The organism is Luteibacter sp. HAY1-4A, assembly GCF_056755355.1.
On the sequence record NZ_JBNDHZ010000025.1, the window covers coordinates 1 to 17,495 of the forward strand.

The following is a 17,495-nucleotide window of genomic DNA, read 5'->3' on the forward strand; positions in this document are numbered from 1 at the left end:
AGATGTGTATAAGAGACAGCTTCCCACACTTCCCACAGGGTCGCGTCTACCTTGCGACGATCTCGCGAGCGTTCCTCGCCGCCATGGCGGCTCCCACAGGGAGCGCGGCACGCACTCGCCGTGACTGCCCTACCGTAACGAAGACAGCGCGCATTCCCGGGCGTCCGTGAAGAACCAAAAAAAAGCCCCGGTCTGGGGCCGGGGCTTCGTGTGCTGTCGAGGTATCGCTGCCTACACCCTCGGCCCGCGACGCAAGCCGCCGAACAGCAGCGAAAGGATGAAGAGGATCAGGAAGACCACGAAAAGGATCTTCGCGATGCTGGCCGCGCCGGCGGCGATGCCGGTGAAGCCGAAGACCGCGGCGATAAGCGCGATCACGAAAAAGATGACGGCCCAATGAAGCATGGTGTTCTCCTTCTGCGAATAAGGGGTGGGGTCAGTGTTTCCGATCGTGCTGATCGTAGTGATCGCGGAATTCCTTCACCTGCCTTTCCGCTTCGTCCTTAGCCACGCCATAGCGCTCCTGGACCTTGCCTGCGAGGTATTCGCTGCTGCCTTCGGCAACCTTGAGGTCGTCGTCGGTGAGCTTGCCCCACTTTTCCTTCAGCTTGCCGCTCAACTGCTTCCATTGGCCCTTGAGGGTGTCTTCGTTCATGGCGTTTCCTCGATCGGTGTGGCCTGCACGGCGGCGATCGCCGTGCCGGGTCGGGGGCCATTCGAGCATCGGGGGGTTGAACGTCGTGTCTGTGACGGGTGAGGTGCCGGCTCACCGCGTCTTGCCGTCTCCTACACGGCCGGCGCCCGAATAGGCGCCCGAAAGGCAGTTGCGGACAGCGGCCGCATGATGGATCGTTCGCCTTTCCACCCTCCCAGGACACCCTTTGCATGAACGCTCAACGGTTCCGCGACCTGCATGCCGGATCGACCCTGCTCGTGTTGCCCAACGCCTGGGATGCCGCCAGTGCGGCGGTGGTGCAGCACGCTGGCGCCAGTGCGGTAGCGACCACCAGCGCCGGCGTAGCCTGGTCCTGCGGTTGGCCCGATGGCGACCATCTGCCGCCGGAGGAAATGCTGGCAGCGGTCCGCCGCATCGTGCGGGCGATCGACGTGCCCCTTACGGCGGACATCGAGGAAGGCTGCCATGACGATCCTTCCGAGGTTGCCTCGTTCGTTTCCGCTCTCGTCGATGCCGGCGTGGCCGGCATCAACATCGAAGACGGCACGAAGGACCCGGACGTACTGGCGGCGAAGCTTCGCGCCATCCGCGCGGCGCTGGGCTCGCGCGACCTTTACATCAACACTCGCACCGACGTGCTCCTGCGCGGGATGGCCTCGGGCGATGCGGGAGTGGAGGAGGTCCTTCGGCGCGCCGCTCTCTACAGGGAGGCCGGCGCCGACGGCCTGTTCGTCCCGGGGATCAAGGCGCTCGACGAGGTACGTCGCGTGGCCGGCGGCATCGCGCCCATGCCGCTCAACGTGATGCTGGTGCCGGGACTGCCTTCGCGCCAGGACCTGTTCGACGCGGGCGCGCGCCGGCTGAGCGCCGGCATCGCGTTGTCACTGGAAGCCTATGCCACCGCCGGACGCATGGCAGCCGAGCTGCTGGAACGGGAAGCGCCGGATGTCGGGTACGGCACGCTCAACGCGTGGCTTGCCCGCTAGCACGCTGCCGGGGAGGCATCGCTCCACGATGAGCATGCTTCCCGCCATCCGAAGCGTTCGAGAACGCGAACCCACGTATCGTCCAGGCCGGCGGCCAGGGTGAGCGGACGCCCGTCGGCCGGGTGGAAGAACGAGAGCGACGCCGCGTGCAGCAGCAAACGATGTGAGGCGAAGTGCTGCTTGAACAGGCGATTGTGATCCCCGCGACCGTGCTGGCTGTCGCCCACGATCGGATGGTGGATATGTGCGAAGTGCTTGCGGATCTGGCGGAAGCGGCCTGTTTGCGGCTCCACTGCCACGAGGGCGTAGCGCTGCTTCTCGTAGCGGCCCAGCGGGATGTCCACCTCGACGGTGGCAAGGCGGCGGTAGTCGGTACGGGCATCCTTGCGCGGCCCTGTTTCGCGTGATCCGGGAAGGGGATAGTCAACCGTCGCCTCCGCAGGCTCCGGCCAGCCGCGCACCACCGCGAGGTAACGCTTGCGCACGCTGCGCCCCATGAACTGCTCGCCCAGTTGCGCGGCGACCTCGGGCGATCGCGCCACCAGCAGCACGCCGGACGTGGCGCGATCGAGGCGGTGCGCGAGGTGCAGGCGTCCTTCCACCTGCTCCCGCAGGAGGTCGATGAGGAAGGCATCGTCCGGCCCTACGAACGCCGACCGGTGCACGGCGAGGTTCGCGGGCTTGTTGACGGCGACGATGTCGTCGTCCTGATAGAGGATCTCCAGCACGGGTCAGGGCAGGCGGCGGGGCCAGCCTGCGACGAAGGCGACGAGCCCCGCCACGGCGACCGCCGCGGCCGGCCACGCCGCGTGCGGTGCCAGCGTACCGATCAGCGCGGCGCAGACCAACAGGGCGGAGCCGAGCAGCCCGCACGCCACCAGGCGCCGCATGCGCCGCGCGTCCTCGCGCACGAGCGTCAGCGCCAATGGATCCGCTACCTGCACCTGCTGGCCGCTGGCTACCTGACGCAGGGCGTCGCGTACGAGATCCGGCACGCGGGGGGCGTTGTGCAGCCATTCGGGCAGGCGGCGGCGCACGTCGCGAAGCGTGGCGCGCACGCTGTAGCGCTCGCGCAGGATGCGCCGCAACACCGGATGCGCGACCGCCCAGATATCGATGTCCGGATCGAGCATGCGGCCGACGCCCTCGATGTTGAGCAGCGTCTTCTGCAACAGGATGAGCTGCGGTTGCAGCGTCAGTTCGAAACGGCGCGCGGTCTGGAACAGCTTCACCACCAGTTCCGCGATGGAGATCTGCGAAAGCGGACGGGTGAAGTACGGCTCGCACACGGTGCGCACGGCTGCTTCCAGTTCGTCGAGGCGGATGGTGGACGGCATCCACCCCGCGGCTACGTGCAACTGGGCGATGCGCGCGTAATCGCGTTCGAACAGCGCGATGAAGTTTTCCGCCAGCCAGTACTGGTCGGCCTCGGGCAGCGAACCCATGATGCCGAAGTCCAGCGCGATGAAACGCGGCTCGTCCACGCGCGACGTATCGACCCAGATGTTCCCCGGGTGCGCGTCGGCGTGGAAGAAGTTGTCGCGGAACACCTGTTCGTAGAAGAGCCTGACGCCTTTCTCCGCGAGGTGTTTGCGATCCAGGCCCGCGGCGTCGATCGCTTCGATGTCGTCGGCGCTCACGCCGCGCACGCGCTCGAGCGTCAGCACCCGTTCGGTGCTGTAGTCCCAGTGCACTTCCGGCACGTAGAGGTCGATGCCGCTGGCGAAATTTCGCCGCAGCAGGCTGGCGCTGGCGCCTTCCCGTTGCAGGTCGAGTTCGTTCGACAGCATCTTCTCGACTTCGGCGACGACGTCGAGTGGCCGGATCTTGTCGGCGTTGGGGTGCCAGCGCTGGGCGAGCCGGCCCAGCGCGTGCAGCAGGTCGATGTCGCGCGCGATGCGCCGGTCGATGCCGGGGCGCAGCACCTTGACCACCACCTCGCGGCCGTCGTGCAGCGTTGCGGCGTGCACCTGCGCAATGGAGGCGGAGGCGAGGGCGACCTCGTCGAACGACGCGTACAGGGTGCCGATGGGCGCACGCAGTTCGCGTTCGACGATGATGCGGGCTTCGCTGCCCGGAAAGGGCGGCACCTGGTCCTGCAGCAGGGCGAGTTCGTCGGCCACGTCGGTGGGCACGAGGTCGCGGCGCGTGGAGAGCACCTGTCCCGCTTTGACGAAGATGGGCCCTAGCTCGGTAAGCGCGAGGCGCAGGCGCGCGCCGCGTGGCAGCGCGCGCACCTCGACGGAAGGTCCTGGGAACAGCGGGCGTACGAGCTTCAGCGGGCGGAAGAGGTGCGCGCCATCCACGAGTTCGTCGAGCTGGTACTTGAGGAGGACGGCGGTGACGCGCAGCAGGCGCGGTGCGAGGCGCAACGGCGTCATGCGCCACGCTCCCTCAGTGCGCGCTCGAGCCGGGCCAGGCGTGCCTCCGCGCGCTCGGTGCGCTCGCGCACCGCGTCCACGCCGTCCAGGAAGCCGTCCATCTCACCTGGAGCGACCGCCACGCGGCCTTCGTCGCGCAGCCAGTCCGCCGTGTCTTCGCCGAGGTGCGCGAACGATTCCTTCGCATGCGCCAGTCCCTCGCGCAGCGCCTTCGCCAAGGGCACGCCGATGACATCGCCGAAGGTCCTGGCGAAGGCTTCCTCGACATCGGGAGCGTATTGCCGCGCGAGCCGTTCGAGACGGCGAGCCAGCTCGGCGTCGCCGGCAATCTCGACCTTGCCCGGGGCCACACCGTCCTCGTCGCGCCGAAGCGCCATGGCCAGCAGGCTGCCCGGTGAGGCATTCACCCGCAGGCTGCCGCCTTCTTCAGGCGGACCCACCCGGAGCCTGCCCTTGCCGACGGAGATGCGCAGCGCCAGCGCGGGGCCGTCCAGGTACACCTGGACGCTGCGGCCGTCGAGCGCGTCCAGGCGCGCGCGCGTGTCCGGATCGAGATCGACGGCGCGGTTGAGCGCGGCTTCCATGGCGCGTCCGGCAAGAACGCGCAGGGGGCGGGGCAGGAATCGGTTAGGGCCGGCAGGGGCCGCGGGGCGATCGGAGGTCATGCCCCGGATTGTAGCTTGGCCTTACGTGGCGGCGCCGTCGAATCCCGCCTGACGCCACGCCTCGAACACGGCGACCGCCACGGCGTTCGAAAGGTTGAGGCTGCGGTTGCCGGGCCGCATGGGCAGGCGGACGCGCTGCTCATCCGGGATCGCATCGAGCACGGCGTCCGGCAGGCCGGCGGTTTCGCACCCGAACAGCAAGGCGTCGTCATCGGCGTAGGCGACGTCGGTATGCAGGTGGCGGCCCCGGGTGGAGAACGCGAAGACACGCGGGTGGCCGATCGCGGCGAGGCAGGCCTCGAGGTGGTCGTGGACGGCGACGCGGGCGAACTCGTGGTAATCCAGTCCGGCGCGGCGCAAGCGGGTGTCGTCCAGCTCGAAGCCAAGCGGTCGCACGAGGTGCAAAGCCGCGCCGGTATTGGCGCAGAGGCGGATCACGTTGCCGGTATTGGGCGGAATCTCAGGTCGGAACAGGATGACGTGGGGCATGCGCCCATTATGAGGCCGCGAGGGGGCAGACGACGCCGTCCGGCGGAAGGGTGCAGGCCGTGGCGGTCGTGCTCAGGTTGGCGGCACCCAGGTGCGCGAGCTGGATCGGCTCGCCGGCGTAGGTGAGCATGTTGCCGAGGATCAGGCCGCAGACGAGCAGCGAGGCCACCAGCAGACTGCGCAGCATCAGGAGTTCGTGTTTCATGGTGTCGTTTCCTTGCGTCGTGGTATGCCTAGTAACGCAAACGCCGTGCCAGCCTTTAAGAGTGCGCAATCAGCTGATTCTCATGAGGTTTGTCAGGTCGCTTCGGCGCGCTTGGCTGTCCGCGGACACTGCCCGCACCCGAGCGGACACCGTCCGCGTCCCTGCCATGGGGCCGATTGCGCCCGACGGACGGTGCGGGCTAGCCTCGGCGGAGTCGAGGCCACGAAGGCCCTGAGGAGCCATAGATGAAGAAGCGCTACGCCCTGCTCGCCGCAGGGCTGATGTCCCTGGCCGGTGCCGTGTCCGCCACCCCCGCATCGTCAGACGCCATTCCCGATATCCCCTTTACCCGGTTCCAGCTGTCCAACGGCCTCACCGTGGTCGTCCACGAGGACCACAAGGCGCCCGTGGTCGCGGTCAGCATCTGGTACCACGTCGGATCAGCCGACGAACCCAACGGGAAGACGGGCTTCGCGCACCTCTTCGAGCACCTCATGTTCTCCGGTTCCGAGAACCGCAAGGGCACGTACTTCCAGCCCTTCGAGCTGGCTGGCGCCACGGACATGAACGGCACCACCTGGTTCGACCGCACGAACTACTTCGAGACCGTGCCCACCACGGCGCTCGACATGGCGCTGTGGATGGAATCCGACCGCATGGGCCACCTGCTCGGTGCCATCGGCCAGAAGGAACTCGACACGCAGCGCGGCGTGGTCCAGAACGAAAAACGCCAGGGCGAGAACCGTCCCTACGGCCGCGTCGACGAGAACATCCTGGTCAACACCTATCCGGCCGACCATCCCTACCACCACGACACCATCGGCTCGATGGCCGACCTGGACGCGGCCTCGCTCGCCGACGTCAAGAAGTGGTTCCACGATTACTACGGCGCCGCCAACACCACGCTGGTGCTTGCGGGCGACATCACGCCGGCACAGGCGAAGGCGAAGGCCGAGAAATACTTCGGCGACATTCCGGCCGGGCCGCCGGTACCGCGCCAGCAGCCTTGGATAACGCCGCTGCAGACGTCCACCCGCGGCGTGCAGCACGACCAGGTGGCGCAGGTTCGCATCCTGCGCACGTGGGTGGTGCCGCAGCTCGGCAGCGACGACGCCATCCAGCTCGATCTCGCCACCACCGTCCTCGGCGGCGGCAAGACCTCGCGCCTTTACCAGCGCCTCGTGTACCAGGACAAGCTCGCCGACGACGTCAGTGTGGGCATCGCCCCGTTCGCTCTCGCCAGCCAGGTGCAGCTCAGTGTCGACGTGAAGGACGGCGTGGACCCCAAGAAGGTCGAAGCCGCCGTCGCCGACGTGTGGAAGGACTTCCTCGCGAACGGTCCCACCGAAGACGAACTGGCCCGCGCGAAGGTGCTCAACAGCGCGGGCTTCATCCGCGGCATCGAGAAAGTGGGTGGTTCCGGCAAGGCCGCGATCCTCGCCGAAGGGCAGGTGTACCGCAACGATCCGGCCGCCTACAAGAAAGACCTCGAGCGCGCGCAGGCCGCCACGGTCGCGTCGGTGCTCAAGGCGTCGCAGACCTGGCTGGCCAAGGGCGACTACACGCTTACCGTCCTTCCCGCCGGTCCGGGCTTCGATCCCGCGGCGGAAGACAAGTCCGTGGCGGGCCTTGGACCTTCCGGCAAGAAGCCCGCGCCGGTGCTGCCGAAGCCGGGCCAGTACACGCTGGCCATGTCGGACGTGGATCGTTCGAAGGGCGTGCCCGCGGTCGACAGTTTCCCTGACCTCGTCTTCCCGGCCCTGCAGCGCGGCAAGCTGAAGAACGGGGTGGAAGTGGTGCTGGCCGAACGCCACACCGTACCGGTGACGCAGGTGCAACTGCTGTTCGACGCGGGCTACGCCGCCGACCAGGGCCGCAAGCTCGGCACCGCCAGCTTCACCTCGACCCTGCTGGAGGAAAGCACCACGTCGCTGGATTCGGTGGAGGTGGCGCGCCGCAAGGAACGCCTCGGTGCCTTCGTCGATGCCAACTGCTCGCTCGACACCTGCTCCGTCGGGCTCAACGCGCTCAACGCGCAGCTGAAGCCGTCGCTGGACCTGTTCGCCGACATCGTGCGTAATCCGGCGTTCAAGTCCGACGACATCGAACGCATCCGGGGCCAGTGGCTGGCCGGTATCGCGCAGGAAAAGACCGAGCCGACCGGCCTGGCGCTGCGCACGCTCCCGCCGCTGCTCTACGGACGCAACCATGCGTATGGCATCCCGTTCACCGGCAGCGGCACCGCGGAGGCCATCGCCTCGTTGAAGGCCGACGACCTGAAGGCCTTCCAGCGCGATTTCCTGCGCCCGGACAACATGCGCATCCTTGTGGCCGGCGACACCACGCTCGCGCAGATCCTGCCGCAACTGGACGCGGTATTCGGCGACTGGACGCCGCCCGCAACGGCGGTGCCGAAGAAGAACCTGGGCAAGGTGGCCGTGCAGCCGAAGCCGCGTGTCTTCCTCATCAACCGCACCGATGCGCCGCAGTCGCTCATCCTCGCCGGCCTCATCGCGCCGTCGACGAAGGCGAAGAACGCGCTCGACCTTGGCATCGCCAACGGCGCGTTCGGCGGCACCTTTACCTCGCGGCTCAACATGAACCTGCGCGAGGAGAAGCGCTGGGCGTACGGTGCCGGCAGCATGCTGTCGGATGCGCAGGGCCAGCGTCCGCTGCTCATGTATGCGCCGGTGCAGACGGACAAGACAGCCCAGTCGGCGGCCGAGATCCTCAAGGAAGCGAGGGAGGTCGTCGGCGCCAGGCCGCTGACCGACGACGAGATCGCGAAGATCCGCGCGCAGCGTATCCGCGCGCTGCCGGGCAGTTTCGAAACCACGGGCGCCGTGCTCGGCGCCATGACCGGCATCGTCGTGTACGACCGCCCGGACGATTACGTGCAGACGCTGAAGCCGCGTATCGAAGCCGTGGATCGACGTGCCGCGGAAACCGCATTGTCCGAAGTCGTGCACCCGGATGCGCTCACCTGGGTGATCGTGGGCGACCTGCGCAAGATCGAGGCCCCCATCCGGGCGCTGAACCTTGGCGAGGTGCATGTCGTCGACGCGGACGGCAACCCGGTGAAGGCGGCACAGGGCGGGCAGGGCAAGGCCAAGGCCGCCGCGGCGAAATGAACGGGAGCGAGGCGCGATCGCGGTTTGGATCGCGCCTCCACGCCCATCCCGCTAGCATACGTATCGATCGTTCTGCCGGAGCCACCCATGCGCAAGATCCTCTTCCTCCTCATCCCGCTCGCCCTTTCGGGCTGTGACTGGGGCATCAAGCTCGACGACAGCGCGCGCAACGTACGCACCGCGTGGAACGGCGACGTCGGCAGCTGCCGCGAGCAGGGCAAGGTCACCGTTTCGGTCACCAGCCGCATCGGCCCCGTCGATCGCAACGACCTGAAAGTTCGCGACGAACTCGAAGTCATGGCGCGAAACGAAGCCGCGAAGATGGGTGCCGACACGGTGAAGCCGCTCGGCGACCCGCACGATGGCTCGCAGGACTGGGGTGCCTACAGCTGCGGCAGCCGGACCGTCGCTCCCGCGCGCGGCAACAACACCCCACCGCCGGCGAGCACGACGCCGCAGGGTGGTTTCGAAACGGTTCCCCTTAAGAACTGACGCATTCTCTTACCGACGATAAAGGCCCGGGCCGATAGGGCGCCCGGGCCCCCGCACGTACCTTCCATGCTCCACCAGCATGGGAGTGTGTATGGAACTGTCAGCAGTCGGGCGCAATGCGGCACGGTTTCTCGTCGTCGCTTTTTTCGCCGGTAGCTGTGCCGGCGCTTCGGCCGGCGAGGTCGGTTACCGCAGGGTTCGCCTGCCGAACGGGCTCACCGTTATCGTGCACGAAGACCACAAGGCGCCCATCGTTTCGCTGAGCGTGTGGTATCGAACGGGCTCCGCCGATGAGCCAGCAGGCAAGAAGGGCTTCGCGCACTTGTTCGAACACCTCATGTCCTACGGGTCCGAACACCACGACGCGCCCCATCTGGACGCCATGGAAGCCATCGGCGGCACACGGGTCAACGCCCAGACGGGATTCGACTGGACGTCGTATTACCAGACAGTGCCGACGGCGTCCCTGGACCGGGCGCTCTGGTTGGAGTCCGATCGGATGGGCCACCTACTCGGTGCGCTGGGGGAGCACAAGCTGGAGGCCCAGCGGGGCGTCGTGCTCAACGAGCGTCTCGAGTTTCGCGACAGGGCCCATGGCAGGGCGCAGGCCAACGTCCTGCGAAACATTTTTCCGTCCAACCACCCTTATCACGTCGATGCCTTTGGCCTTCCAAACGACCTGAAGGGCGCGAGCCTGCACGATGTGCGGTCGTGGTTTCGAACGCACAACAGTGTCGCCAACGCCACGGTGGTCATGGCAGGCGACATCACGCCCGAGGTCGCTCGCGAGAAAGCCATGGCTTACTTTGCGGACATCGCACCCGGTCCGGACCGGGTGCGTCAGCAGCCATGGGTCGTTCCGCTGACAGCGCCCAGACGCGGCATCATGCATGACCACGTCGCCCGGCGGCGCATAGTCAGGGCCTGGCCGGTACCTGGGATCGCTTCGTCCACCACTGAGCGGCTCCAGCTCGCGGCATCCATCCTCGGCCATGGCGACAGCTCACGGCTCTATCGTCGACTCGTCGTGGCGAACGGCCTCGCCTCATCGATCGACGTGGAATTTTGGCCCTTCTCGTTGGCCGGTGGGTTTGAAATCGCGGTCGATGTCGCAGAGGGCGTCGATTTCGCCGCCGTCGAATCCGCCCTCGACGCGGAACTCACCACGTTCGCCACGCAGGGGCCGACCGAAGACGAACTGTCCCTGGCAAAGACACGTGCGGCGACCGATTTCCTCTTGGCGACGGAAACGAATTCCGGCAAGGGGAAGGCCCTTGCCAGGGGCCAGCTTCGTTTCGCGGACGCTTCGCGTGCCGACCCCACCGCCGAATGGGCGTTGCATGAGCGCATGGCGGACGTCAGCGTGACCCAGGTGCGTGAGGCGGTATCGTCTTGGTTGGACAAACCCGCCTATACCCTGACCGTTTTGCCAGCTCCTGAGGCGTTCGACGCCGAGGTGGAAGACGCGGCCGATGCCGGGCGAGGGGAGGCCGGGGGGAAGCCCACTCCGATCGTTCTCTCGACCCGCGATTTCGAAGCGACCGCCGGGTGGAGCGTGGACCGGAGCGCCGCCCCGGCGATCGGTACAGGCTTACCGGAATTGTCGTTCCCGCCATTGCAGCGCGGGCGCCTGGCCAACGGCGTCGAACTTGTGCTGGCGGAGAGAACGAACGACGAGTTCGTGCACATACGTTTCCATTTCGACGGCGGGACAGCATCCGATCAAGGGCGCCTGGCTGGTACGGCAAGCTTGGCCATCGCCGCGTTGCAGGGAGCCGGCGCATCCGACTTCGCCGAAAAAATCGACAGACTGGGCGGCACGGTCGACAGCGGATGCGAATCCGATGCGTGCTTCATCGACCTGTCGCTACCCCGTGGCCAGTGGACTGCCGGACTGGCGTCTGCTGCCGACGTTATCCGGCGCGCGGTACTTCGTCCGGATGACATCGAGCGTGTCCGCCTTCGACAGCGGGCCATCGCTGACGCGCGACAGGCCGACCCGTTCGTCATCTCGACCGGGCTCATGGCTCGTACTCTCTTTGGAAGTGAGCACCCCTACGCGCAGGCTGCATATGGCAGCGGCACGCGCGAGTCGATCGATGCCTTGGACGCCGGAACACTCCTCGCATACCGGGACGATTTCCTGCGCCCCGACAATCTCCGCGTCATCATGGTCGGGAACGTGGCCAAGGAAGACGGCATCGTGGCGCTGGACGCGGCGTTGGGTGACTGGCGCGCGCCAAACAAGCCCTTGTCGTTGCCGGCGGTCGATTCGACAGCAACCATGCAGGGCGAGGTTGCCTATCTGGTCGACCGCCCAGGAGCAGCACAGTCGATCATTTCCCTGGGTGTGCTCGCGCCACCTGCCATCGACACGCTGGATATCGAGCTTGCCAGCGACGCCGTTATTTCCAAACCGGGTTCACGCTTGGACGCGAATCTCCGTGACGCAAAAGGCTGGACTTATGGCATGCAGGAAATACTCGATGAGCATCGGGGACCGCGTATGTTGGCCGTCGGAACATCGGTGCAAGCCGAGCACACCGGGGACGCGGTGGCAGAAATTCGCCGGGAACTCGCCACAGTCGTCGACGGGAGTTCACCTCTTTCGGAAGCGGAAATCGATACGGTCAAGCAGGGCCTGACCCGTTCGCTGGCGGGTGATCTCGAGACAGGGGAATCAACCCTTCGCATGATCGCGAAATCGATGCGGCTGGGTCGCCGGGACGACTTCTGGCAGCGGTTGCCCGAAACACTCCGCCAGACTGATGCGTCGAGGGTAGGTCAGGTCTTCAAGGATCTGGTGCGGGAGGATCGTCGCGTCTGGGTCATCGTAGGCGACCGAAACCTCATCGAAGGACCGTTGCGCCGACAGTTCCCTGGTCTTCGCCTGCGCAATGCGGAAGGCCATGCCATCGAGTGACGGAGCCGATGGCGTCAGGGCATCCTGACGCCATCGCCGGCACGCGTCTTGAATGTCTCCGTCAGCCAGTCGATGAACACCCGTACGCGCGGCGACAATTGACGATTGTGCGGATAGAGCAGGGATACCGGTGAAGGGCTTGGAGGGAGGTCGGGCAGTACCTCGACGAGGATGCCCGCAGCAAGATCGGCGGCCACGTGGTACCGGGGCACCTGCGTAAGTCCCAGGCCCAGCCGAACCAGGGCCGTGTTGGTTTCCGCCCCGGTCACCGTCACCACCGACGGCAAGGTCACATGGCGCAACTCGCCGTCCTCCATGAATTCCAGGGGGAGGGTGCCGCCTGTCGCGGTCGACAGGAAGCCGATGGCCACATGGCCTTCGAGGTCCGCCAGCGACTGTGGTGTGCCGTGCCGCATGAGGTAGTCGGGGCTTGCGCACGTCACTTCGTCGAGCGTCGCGATGCGCCGGGCGACCATGCTGCTGTCGTTGAGGTCGCCTACGCGCAATACGCAATCCACGCCTTCACGCACAAGGTCCACCCAACGGTCGCCTTCGCCGATATGCAAGCGCAAGCCAGGATATCGCGCGAGGAAATCAGGGAGGTCGGGAAGCACGAACGTGCGAGCCAGAGTGCCCTGAACGTCGACACGCAACATGCCTGTAGGACGCGAGTCCCCGAACGCCGCCTCCGCGTCCTCGATGTCCGCCAGGATCGCCATGCAGCGGCGGTAGTAAGCCTCACCGTCCAGGGTCGGGCTCACCTGGCGGGTGGTTCGCTGGAGCAGGCGCACGCCAAGCCGGGCTTCCAGGCGCTTGATGGCCTGGGTGGCCGTCGACCGCGGCACATCGAAGTCGCTGGCGGCGAGGGTGAAGCTGCGCCGCTCCACGATCCTCACGAAGAGCCGCATGGTTTCGAAGCGGTCGAGGGCCACGACGTTTGTTCCGTTGGATGGAATAGTGTTCCCCGATTCTGCAAGATTATCCGGCGACGGACAACGAGCATGCTGTTCTCAGCCCGGCAATCGAGCCGGCACGGAGAACCGACATGAACGTGAATACCCAATCCAGGATCGCCATCGTCACCGGTGCCTCGCGCGGTATTGGCGCCGCGGTGGCGAAGCGCCTCGCCCGCGACGGCTTCACCGTGGTGGTGAATTACGCCGGCGGCACCCAGGCCGCGGAGAACGTCGTCCAGGAAATCGAAGCCGCGGGAGGCAAGGCCATCAGCGCGCAGGCCGATATTTCGAAGTCCGCCGACGTCCGCCGTCTCTTCGACACGGTGGAAGAGGTCTACGGCGGCATCGACGTGCTCGTGAACAACGCCGGTGTCATGGCCCTCTCCACGGTGGCCGAACTGAAGGATGAGGACTTCGACCGCCTCTTCGACATCAATGTGAAGGGAAGCTACAACACCATGCGCGAAGCGGCGCGGCGCCTGCGCCACGGCGGCCGCATCATCAATTTCTCTTCCAGCGTGGTCGGACTGCTGCAGCCCACCTACGCTCCGTATGCGGCAACCAAGGCCGCGATCGAAGCCACGACCATGGTGCTTGCCCGCGAACTTCGCGGCCGCGAGATCACGGTGAACGCCATCGCGCCGGGCCCTACCGCGACCGAGCTCTTCCTCAATGGCAAGTCCGATGAGCTGGTCGATCGCCTGGCCAAGCTCGCGCCGCTCGAGCGCCTCGGCACACCCGAAGACATCGCCGCCGCCGTCGCGTTCCTCGCCGGTCCGGATGGCGCCTGGATCAACGGACAAGTGCTGCGTGCCAACGGCGGCATCGTCTGATCCCCCTATAGATCGGAGCCATACCCATGAAACAGATCATCCTCATCACCGGCGCGTCCAGCGGCTTCGGTTTGCTGACGGCCCGCGCGCTGGCCGACGCCGGACATACCGTGTACGCGAGCATGCGCGACATCGCCGGACGCAACGCGGCCCAGGCCGAGGCCGTGCTGAAGGAAGCGAAGGAACGGAATGTCGATCTTCGCGTGGTCGAACTCGACGTAACCTCGGACGCCTCGGCGGAGCGCGCCATCCAGGACATCCTGAAGCGGGATGGCCGCCTGGACGTGCTTGTCCACAATGCGGGCCATATGGTGTTCGGCCCGGCGGAAGCCTTCTCGGCGGAGCAATACGCGCAGCTCTACGACGTCAACGTGTTGGGCACGCAGCGCGTGAACCGCGCCGCGTTGCCCGCCATGCGGCGTCAGGGTCGCGGCCTGCTGCTATGGGTGTCGTCGAGCAGCACACGCGGCGGCACCCCGCCGTTCCTCGCCCCGTACTTCGCGGCGAAGGCCGCGATGGACTCGTTGGCCGTGAGCTATGCGGGCGAACTGACCCGCTGGGGCATCGAAACGTCGATCATGGTGCCCGGCGCGTTCACCAAGGGTACGAACCACTTCGCTCATTCGGGCAAACCCGCCGACACGGCGCGTGAGGCCGAATACCTCGAAGGCCCATACGCCGGCATGCCCGACAAGATCCTCAAGGGCCTTGCGTCACTGGAACCTGCCGATGCCGACGCCGGCGACGTGGCAAGGAAGATCGTAGAAGTGGTGGACATGCCGTTCGGCAAGCGCCCCTTCCGCGTCCACGTCGACCCGTCGCAGGACGGCGCGGAGATCGTCAACGGCGTGGCCGACCGCGTGCGCCGCGAACTGTTCTGGCGTGCCGGCATCGAGGATCTACTGCTGCCGCGGTGAGTGCGCGTCAGGGAGCGCTGGCCGTCCGCAGTTTGGCCAGATCTTCCGCGGTAAGAGCGAGCGACGCGCTTTGCGCAATCTCGTCCAGTTGTTCGAGCGACGTGGCGCTGGCGATGGTGGCGGTGATGCCGGGTTGGGCCATCGTCCACGCCAGGGCCACCTGCGCGGGGGTGGCATTGTGCGCCGCGGCCACCTCGTCCAGGGCGGAAAGGACACGAGAGCCGCGGTCGCCAAGGTAGTTCTTCACCCGTGCGCCACGGGCCGCGCTCTTTCCGAGATCGGCCTCGCTCCGGTACTTGCCCGTGAGGAAGCCGCTGGCGAGCGAGTAGTAGCTGATGACGCCCACCTCTTGCTTCACGCAGAGCGCCTGCAACGCATCTTCGAAGCCGGCGCGATCCATGAGGTTATATTCGGGCTGCATCGATTCGTAGCGCGCGAGGCCTTTCGATGTGCTGGTACTGAGCGCATCGGCCAGACGGGTGGCCGCATAGTTGGATGCACCGATGACGCGCACCTTGCCCGCCGTCACCAGGTCGTCGAACGCGCGCAGCGTTTCTTCCAGCGGCACCTTCGGGTCGTCTTCGTGCGACTGGTAGAGGTCGATGCGATCGGTGCGAAGCCTGCGCAGGGAATCCTCCACGGCCTCGCGGATATTGGTCGGCGACAGGCCCGGATACCGCGCCCACTTGCCGACTTTGGTCGCGATCACGACTCTTTCGCGCTTGCCGCTGTGCGCAAGCCAGTTGCCGATGATCGTTTCCGACTCACCACCCTCGTTGCCGGGCACCCACGCCTCGTACACGTCCGCGGTGTCGATCAGGTTGAAGCCATGGTCGACGAAGGCATCGAGGAGTTCGAACGAGCGCTTCTCATCGATACTCCATCCGAACACGTTGCCCCCGAAGGCGAGCGGAGCCACCTGCAGGGGCGAACGGCCGAGTTGGCGAAGCTTCATGCGTCATCTCCCAAGGGGCGGAAACCCCCATGATGACGCGGAGCAGGTTGATGCCGCGTGTCCGTCAGCAGGTGACGCAGGCCGCGCCCAGGGGAGCTCGCGCAGGGGTTTCGCAGCACGGACGGGCCTTCGGCTCGGCGCCGCGCGCCGCGGCGGCGCTATCGGCATCCGCCCGGCCAAGGCGGAGCACCAGTTCGCGATCGACGATATGGCCGTGCATGAAAGCCAATCCGGTGAAAATCGATGCCATGACAACCCCTCCGGGAGAAACGCCGCGATGTCTTGCGACTACAGTGGAAGTAAAGGGTGCCCGTTCCGTGGGTGGCGAAAAAGCGATATGTTTGCAACTCGGTCTTGAGGATTTTTCACATGTCCCGCCTGCCGCTCGGTCTGCTTCAGGGGTTCGTCCTGGTCGCCCGGACGGGCAAGCTTTCCCGTGCCGCGGAGCAGCTGAACCTCACGGTCAGCGCGCTCAGCCACCAGATCCGCAACCTCGAGGAACGCCTGGGCCGTCCGTTGTTCGACCGGGGTCCCCGGGGCGTCACCCTCACCACCGAGGGCGCCAACCTCCTCGAAGCCATCGGGCACCACTACGAAGGCATCGAGCACGCGCTCGGCAAGTACGAAGGGCGGCACCAGGACGCGGTGACGGTGAGCGTGCTTCCGTCCGTGGCGTCGAGCTGGCTGGTGCCCCGCCTGCCGCGGCTCGTCGGCAAGCATCCTGAGCTGGAGCTCAGCCTGCATTCCTCGGTCTCCGTAATCGACTTCGACCGTGAGCCCACCGTCGACGTGGCCTTCCGCTACGGACTCGGTTCGTGGCCGCGCACGAAGGCGGAACGCCTGTTCGACGAATACATCGTGCCGATCGCCAGCCCCTCGCTGGTTCGCCGCATGGGCGGACTGCCTGGCACGTCGCTTTCCGGGTGGCCCCTGCTGGGTGATCCTTCCGGCCGCTGGAACGACTGGGCCGAAGCCTTCGGCATGCCCCTGCCGTCGCGCTACGTCGCCCGCTTCGACAACACGGAACACCTGCAACGCGCCGTGCTCGAGGGCATGGGCGTGGCGCTGGGCCGCCTGGTGATGGCGCGCTCGCTCATCGAATGCGGGGCGCTTACCGTGCTGTGCGAAGAGCGCCTGCGTGTCACCGAAGCCTATTACCTCGTCTATCCGAAACGCTCCGAGGCCCACAGCGGCGTATCGCGCTTCCGCGAATGGCTGCTGGCCGAGGCGAAGGAATACGAGGAAGGCCTCGGCGACGGCACGCGCCTGGGGGCATGGCGGTACCTCCCGTAGCATCGTGAACCGCGCGCAACGCGCGCCTCATGGCCGGTTCTTGCCCTTGACCGATCCACGCTGCGGCGCGACAATTTACCGGCTGCCTCGCTGCCTCGCTGCGTATCGCGTGGCGGCACCTTCCTTACCTTATCCAGGCATATGGACGTCTACCCTAGTCGACGCGCCGGCTCCCGCAAGCATCGGGTCCCGGCGCTGGCAAAACTCATCGCCCGCGGCGACCGCACCCGGTCGGCCGGCGCTTTCCTCCGCTAGGGAAAGTCCGGCTCTCCTCGTTCGGAAGCCGTGAGCTTCCGTTATTCGAGGATTGAGCCATGAACCTCCAGCTCGAAAAGACCGGTCCGCGCATGTTCGGCCGCCGTCTCGCCTTCGCACTCGCCCGCCGCCGCGCCAGCGGACCTGTGCCGGCCAAGCGCACGATCACCGTGCCGCGTTCGCTCGAAGCCGCCGAAAGCCAGGCGAAACCGGCGGATGGCAAACTCCCGCGGCCATGAACTGCGACATAGACACGACGGCGCGGCCCACGCCGCTCTCCGCCCGATCCCCTAGCGACACCGAACGTCGGCTCCGCGCCGGCGCGCCCGCTCTCGGCT

General features: G+C 66.6%; 18 protein-coding genes. 8 read left to right on the forward strand and 10 right to left on the reverse strand.

Annotation, left to right across the window (positions count from 1 at the left end; genetic code table 11):
* Positions 1 to 231: 231 nt before the first annotated feature.
* Both ACPYOD_RS10175 and ACPYOD_RS10180 read right to left on the reverse strand, forming a co-directional pair.
* Positions 232 to 405 (reverse strand): DUF1328 domain-containing protein, encoded by a 174-nt coding sequence (locus tag ACPYOD_RS10175; RefSeq protein WP_167028689.1) that lies wholly within the window; start codon positions 403 to 405, stop codon positions 232 to 234.
* A gap of 31 nt (positions 406 to 436) precedes the next feature.
* Positions 437 to 655, reverse strand: coding sequence for a CsbD family protein (locus ACPYOD_RS10180; RefSeq protein ID WP_481301627.1), 219 nt, complete (start codon positions 653 to 655; stop codon positions 437 to 439).
* A 230-nt stretch (positions 656 to 885) separates the two neighbouring features.
* Between ACPYOD_RS10180 and ACPYOD_RS10185 the strand changes: the two genes are divergently transcribed.
* Complete coding sequence (locus ACPYOD_RS10185; protein WP_481301628.1) at positions 886 to 1,662, forward strand: isocitrate lyase/PEP mutase family protein; 777 nt, start codon at positions 886 to 888, stop codon at positions 1,660 to 1,662.
* On the opposite strand, the gene ACPYOD_RS10190 is transcribed toward ACPYOD_RS10185, so the two are convergent.
* From ACPYOD_RS10190 to ACPYOD_RS10210, 5 genes are read right to left on the reverse strand one after another with little or no spacing between them, the layout of a single operon-like run.
* The gene (locus tag ACPYOD_RS10190; protein WP_481301629.1) at positions 1,659 to 2,390 is read right to left on the reverse strand and encodes a pseudouridine synthase; all 732 of its coding nucleotides are present in this window, start codon (positions 2,388 to 2,390) and stop codon (positions 1,659 to 1,661) included. The two genes, ACPYOD_RS10185 and ACPYOD_RS10190, sit on opposite strands and share 4 nt — an antisense overlap.
* Before the next feature lie 3 nt (positions 2,391 to 2,393).
* The gene (gene ubiB, locus ACPYOD_RS10195) at positions 2,394 to 4,043 is read right to left on the reverse strand and encodes a ubiquinone biosynthesis regulatory protein kinase UbiB (protein ID WP_481301630.1); all 1,650 of its coding nucleotides are present in this window, start codon (positions 4,041 to 4,043) and stop codon (positions 2,394 to 2,396) included.
* Positions 4,040 to 4,708 carry a ubiquinone biosynthesis accessory factor UbiJ gene (locus ACPYOD_RS10200; RefSeq protein ID WP_481301631.1) on the reverse strand — a complete coding sequence of 223 codons (669 nt, stop codon included), beginning with the start codon at positions 4,706 to 4,708 and terminating at the stop codon, positions 4,040 to 4,042. The genes ubiB and ACPYOD_RS10200 overlap by 4 nt, the downstream gene beginning before the upstream one ends.
* 21 nt (positions 4,709 to 4,729) lie before the next feature.
* Entirely contained in the window at positions 4,730 to 5,197 is a 468-nt protein-coding gene (locus ACPYOD_RS10205) for a tRNA (cytidine(34)-2'-O)-methyltransferase (protein ID WP_481301632.1), read from the reverse strand.
* A 7-nt stretch (positions 5,198 to 5,204) separates the two neighbouring features.
* The gene (locus tag ACPYOD_RS10210; RefSeq protein WP_481301633.1) at positions 5,205 to 5,402 is read right to left on the reverse strand and encodes a hypothetical protein; all 198 of its coding nucleotides are present in this window, start codon (positions 5,400 to 5,402) and stop codon (positions 5,205 to 5,207) included.
* A gap of 245 nt (positions 5,403 to 5,647) precedes the next feature.
* Between ACPYOD_RS10210 and ACPYOD_RS10215 the strand changes: the two genes are divergently transcribed.
* From ACPYOD_RS10215 to ACPYOD_RS10225, 3 genes are all read left to right on the forward strand, one after another.
* Positions 5,648 to 8,533: a M16 family metallopeptidase gene (locus ACPYOD_RS10215; protein WP_481301634.1), complete on the forward strand. Its 2,886-nt coding sequence runs from the start codon at positions 5,648 to 5,650 to the stop codon at positions 8,531 to 8,533.
* 87 nt (positions 8,534 to 8,620) lie between these two features.
* Positions 8,621 to 9,025, forward strand: a complete 405-nt coding sequence (locus tag ACPYOD_RS10220; RefSeq protein ID WP_481301635.1) for a DUF4156 domain-containing protein — start codon at positions 8,621 to 8,623, stop codon at positions 9,023 to 9,025.
* A gap of 91 nt (positions 9,026 to 9,116) precedes the next feature.
* Positions 9,117 to 11,948, forward strand: coding sequence for a M16 family metallopeptidase (locus tag ACPYOD_RS10225; RefSeq protein WP_481301636.1), 2,832 nt, complete (start codon positions 9,117 to 9,119; stop codon positions 11,946 to 11,948).
* Positions 11,949 to 11,962: 14 nt separating this feature from the next.
* On the opposite strand, the gene ACPYOD_RS10230 is transcribed toward ACPYOD_RS10225, so the two are convergent.
* Positions 11,963 to 12,856, reverse strand: a complete 894-nt coding sequence (locus ACPYOD_RS10230) for a LysR family transcriptional regulator (protein WP_481301682.1) — start codon at positions 12,854 to 12,856, stop codon at positions 11,963 to 11,965.
* 143 nt (positions 12,857 to 12,999) lie between these two features.
* On the opposite strand from ACPYOD_RS10230, the gene ACPYOD_RS10235 reads away from it, so the two are divergent.
* Positions 13,000 to 13,737: an SDR family oxidoreductase gene (locus tag ACPYOD_RS10235; RefSeq protein ID WP_481301683.1), complete on the forward strand. Its 738-nt coding sequence runs from the start codon at positions 13,000 to 13,002 to the stop codon at positions 13,735 to 13,737.
* 26 nt (positions 13,738 to 13,763) lie between these two features.
* A complete protein-coding gene (locus tag ACPYOD_RS10240) occupies positions 13,764 to 14,654 on the forward strand; it encodes an SDR family oxidoreductase (RefSeq protein WP_481301637.1) in 891 nt (296 codons plus the stop codon).
* Between the two features lie 7 nt (positions 14,655 to 14,661).
* Here ACPYOD_RS10240 and ACPYOD_RS10245 read toward each other — a convergent pair whose 3' ends face one another.
* Both ACPYOD_RS10245 and ACPYOD_RS10250 read right to left on the reverse strand, forming a co-directional pair.
* Positions 14,662 to 15,609 (reverse strand): aldo/keto reductase, encoded by a 948-nt coding sequence (locus ACPYOD_RS10245; RefSeq protein ID WP_481301638.1) that lies wholly within the window; start codon positions 15,607 to 15,609, stop codon positions 14,662 to 14,664.
* A 64-nt stretch (positions 15,610 to 15,673) separates the two neighbouring features.
* A complete protein-coding gene (locus ACPYOD_RS10250; RefSeq protein WP_481301639.1) occupies positions 15,674 to 15,859 on the reverse strand; it encodes a hypothetical protein in 186 nt (61 codons plus the stop codon).
* A 119-nt stretch (positions 15,860 to 15,978) separates the two neighbouring features.
* Between ACPYOD_RS10250 and ACPYOD_RS10255 the strand changes: the two genes are divergently transcribed.
* Both ACPYOD_RS10255 and ACPYOD_RS10260 read left to right on the forward strand, forming a co-directional pair.
* Entirely contained in the window at positions 15,979 to 16,902 is a 924-nt protein-coding gene (locus ACPYOD_RS10255) for a LysR substrate-binding domain-containing protein (protein WP_481301640.1), read from the forward strand.
* A 314-nt stretch (positions 16,903 to 17,216) separates the two neighbouring features.
* Positions 17,217 to 17,396: a hypothetical protein gene (locus ACPYOD_RS10260; protein ID WP_481301641.1), complete on the forward strand. Its 180-nt coding sequence runs from the start codon at positions 17,217 to 17,219 to the stop codon at positions 17,394 to 17,396.
* Positions 17,397 to 17,495: the final 99 nt, after the last annotated feature.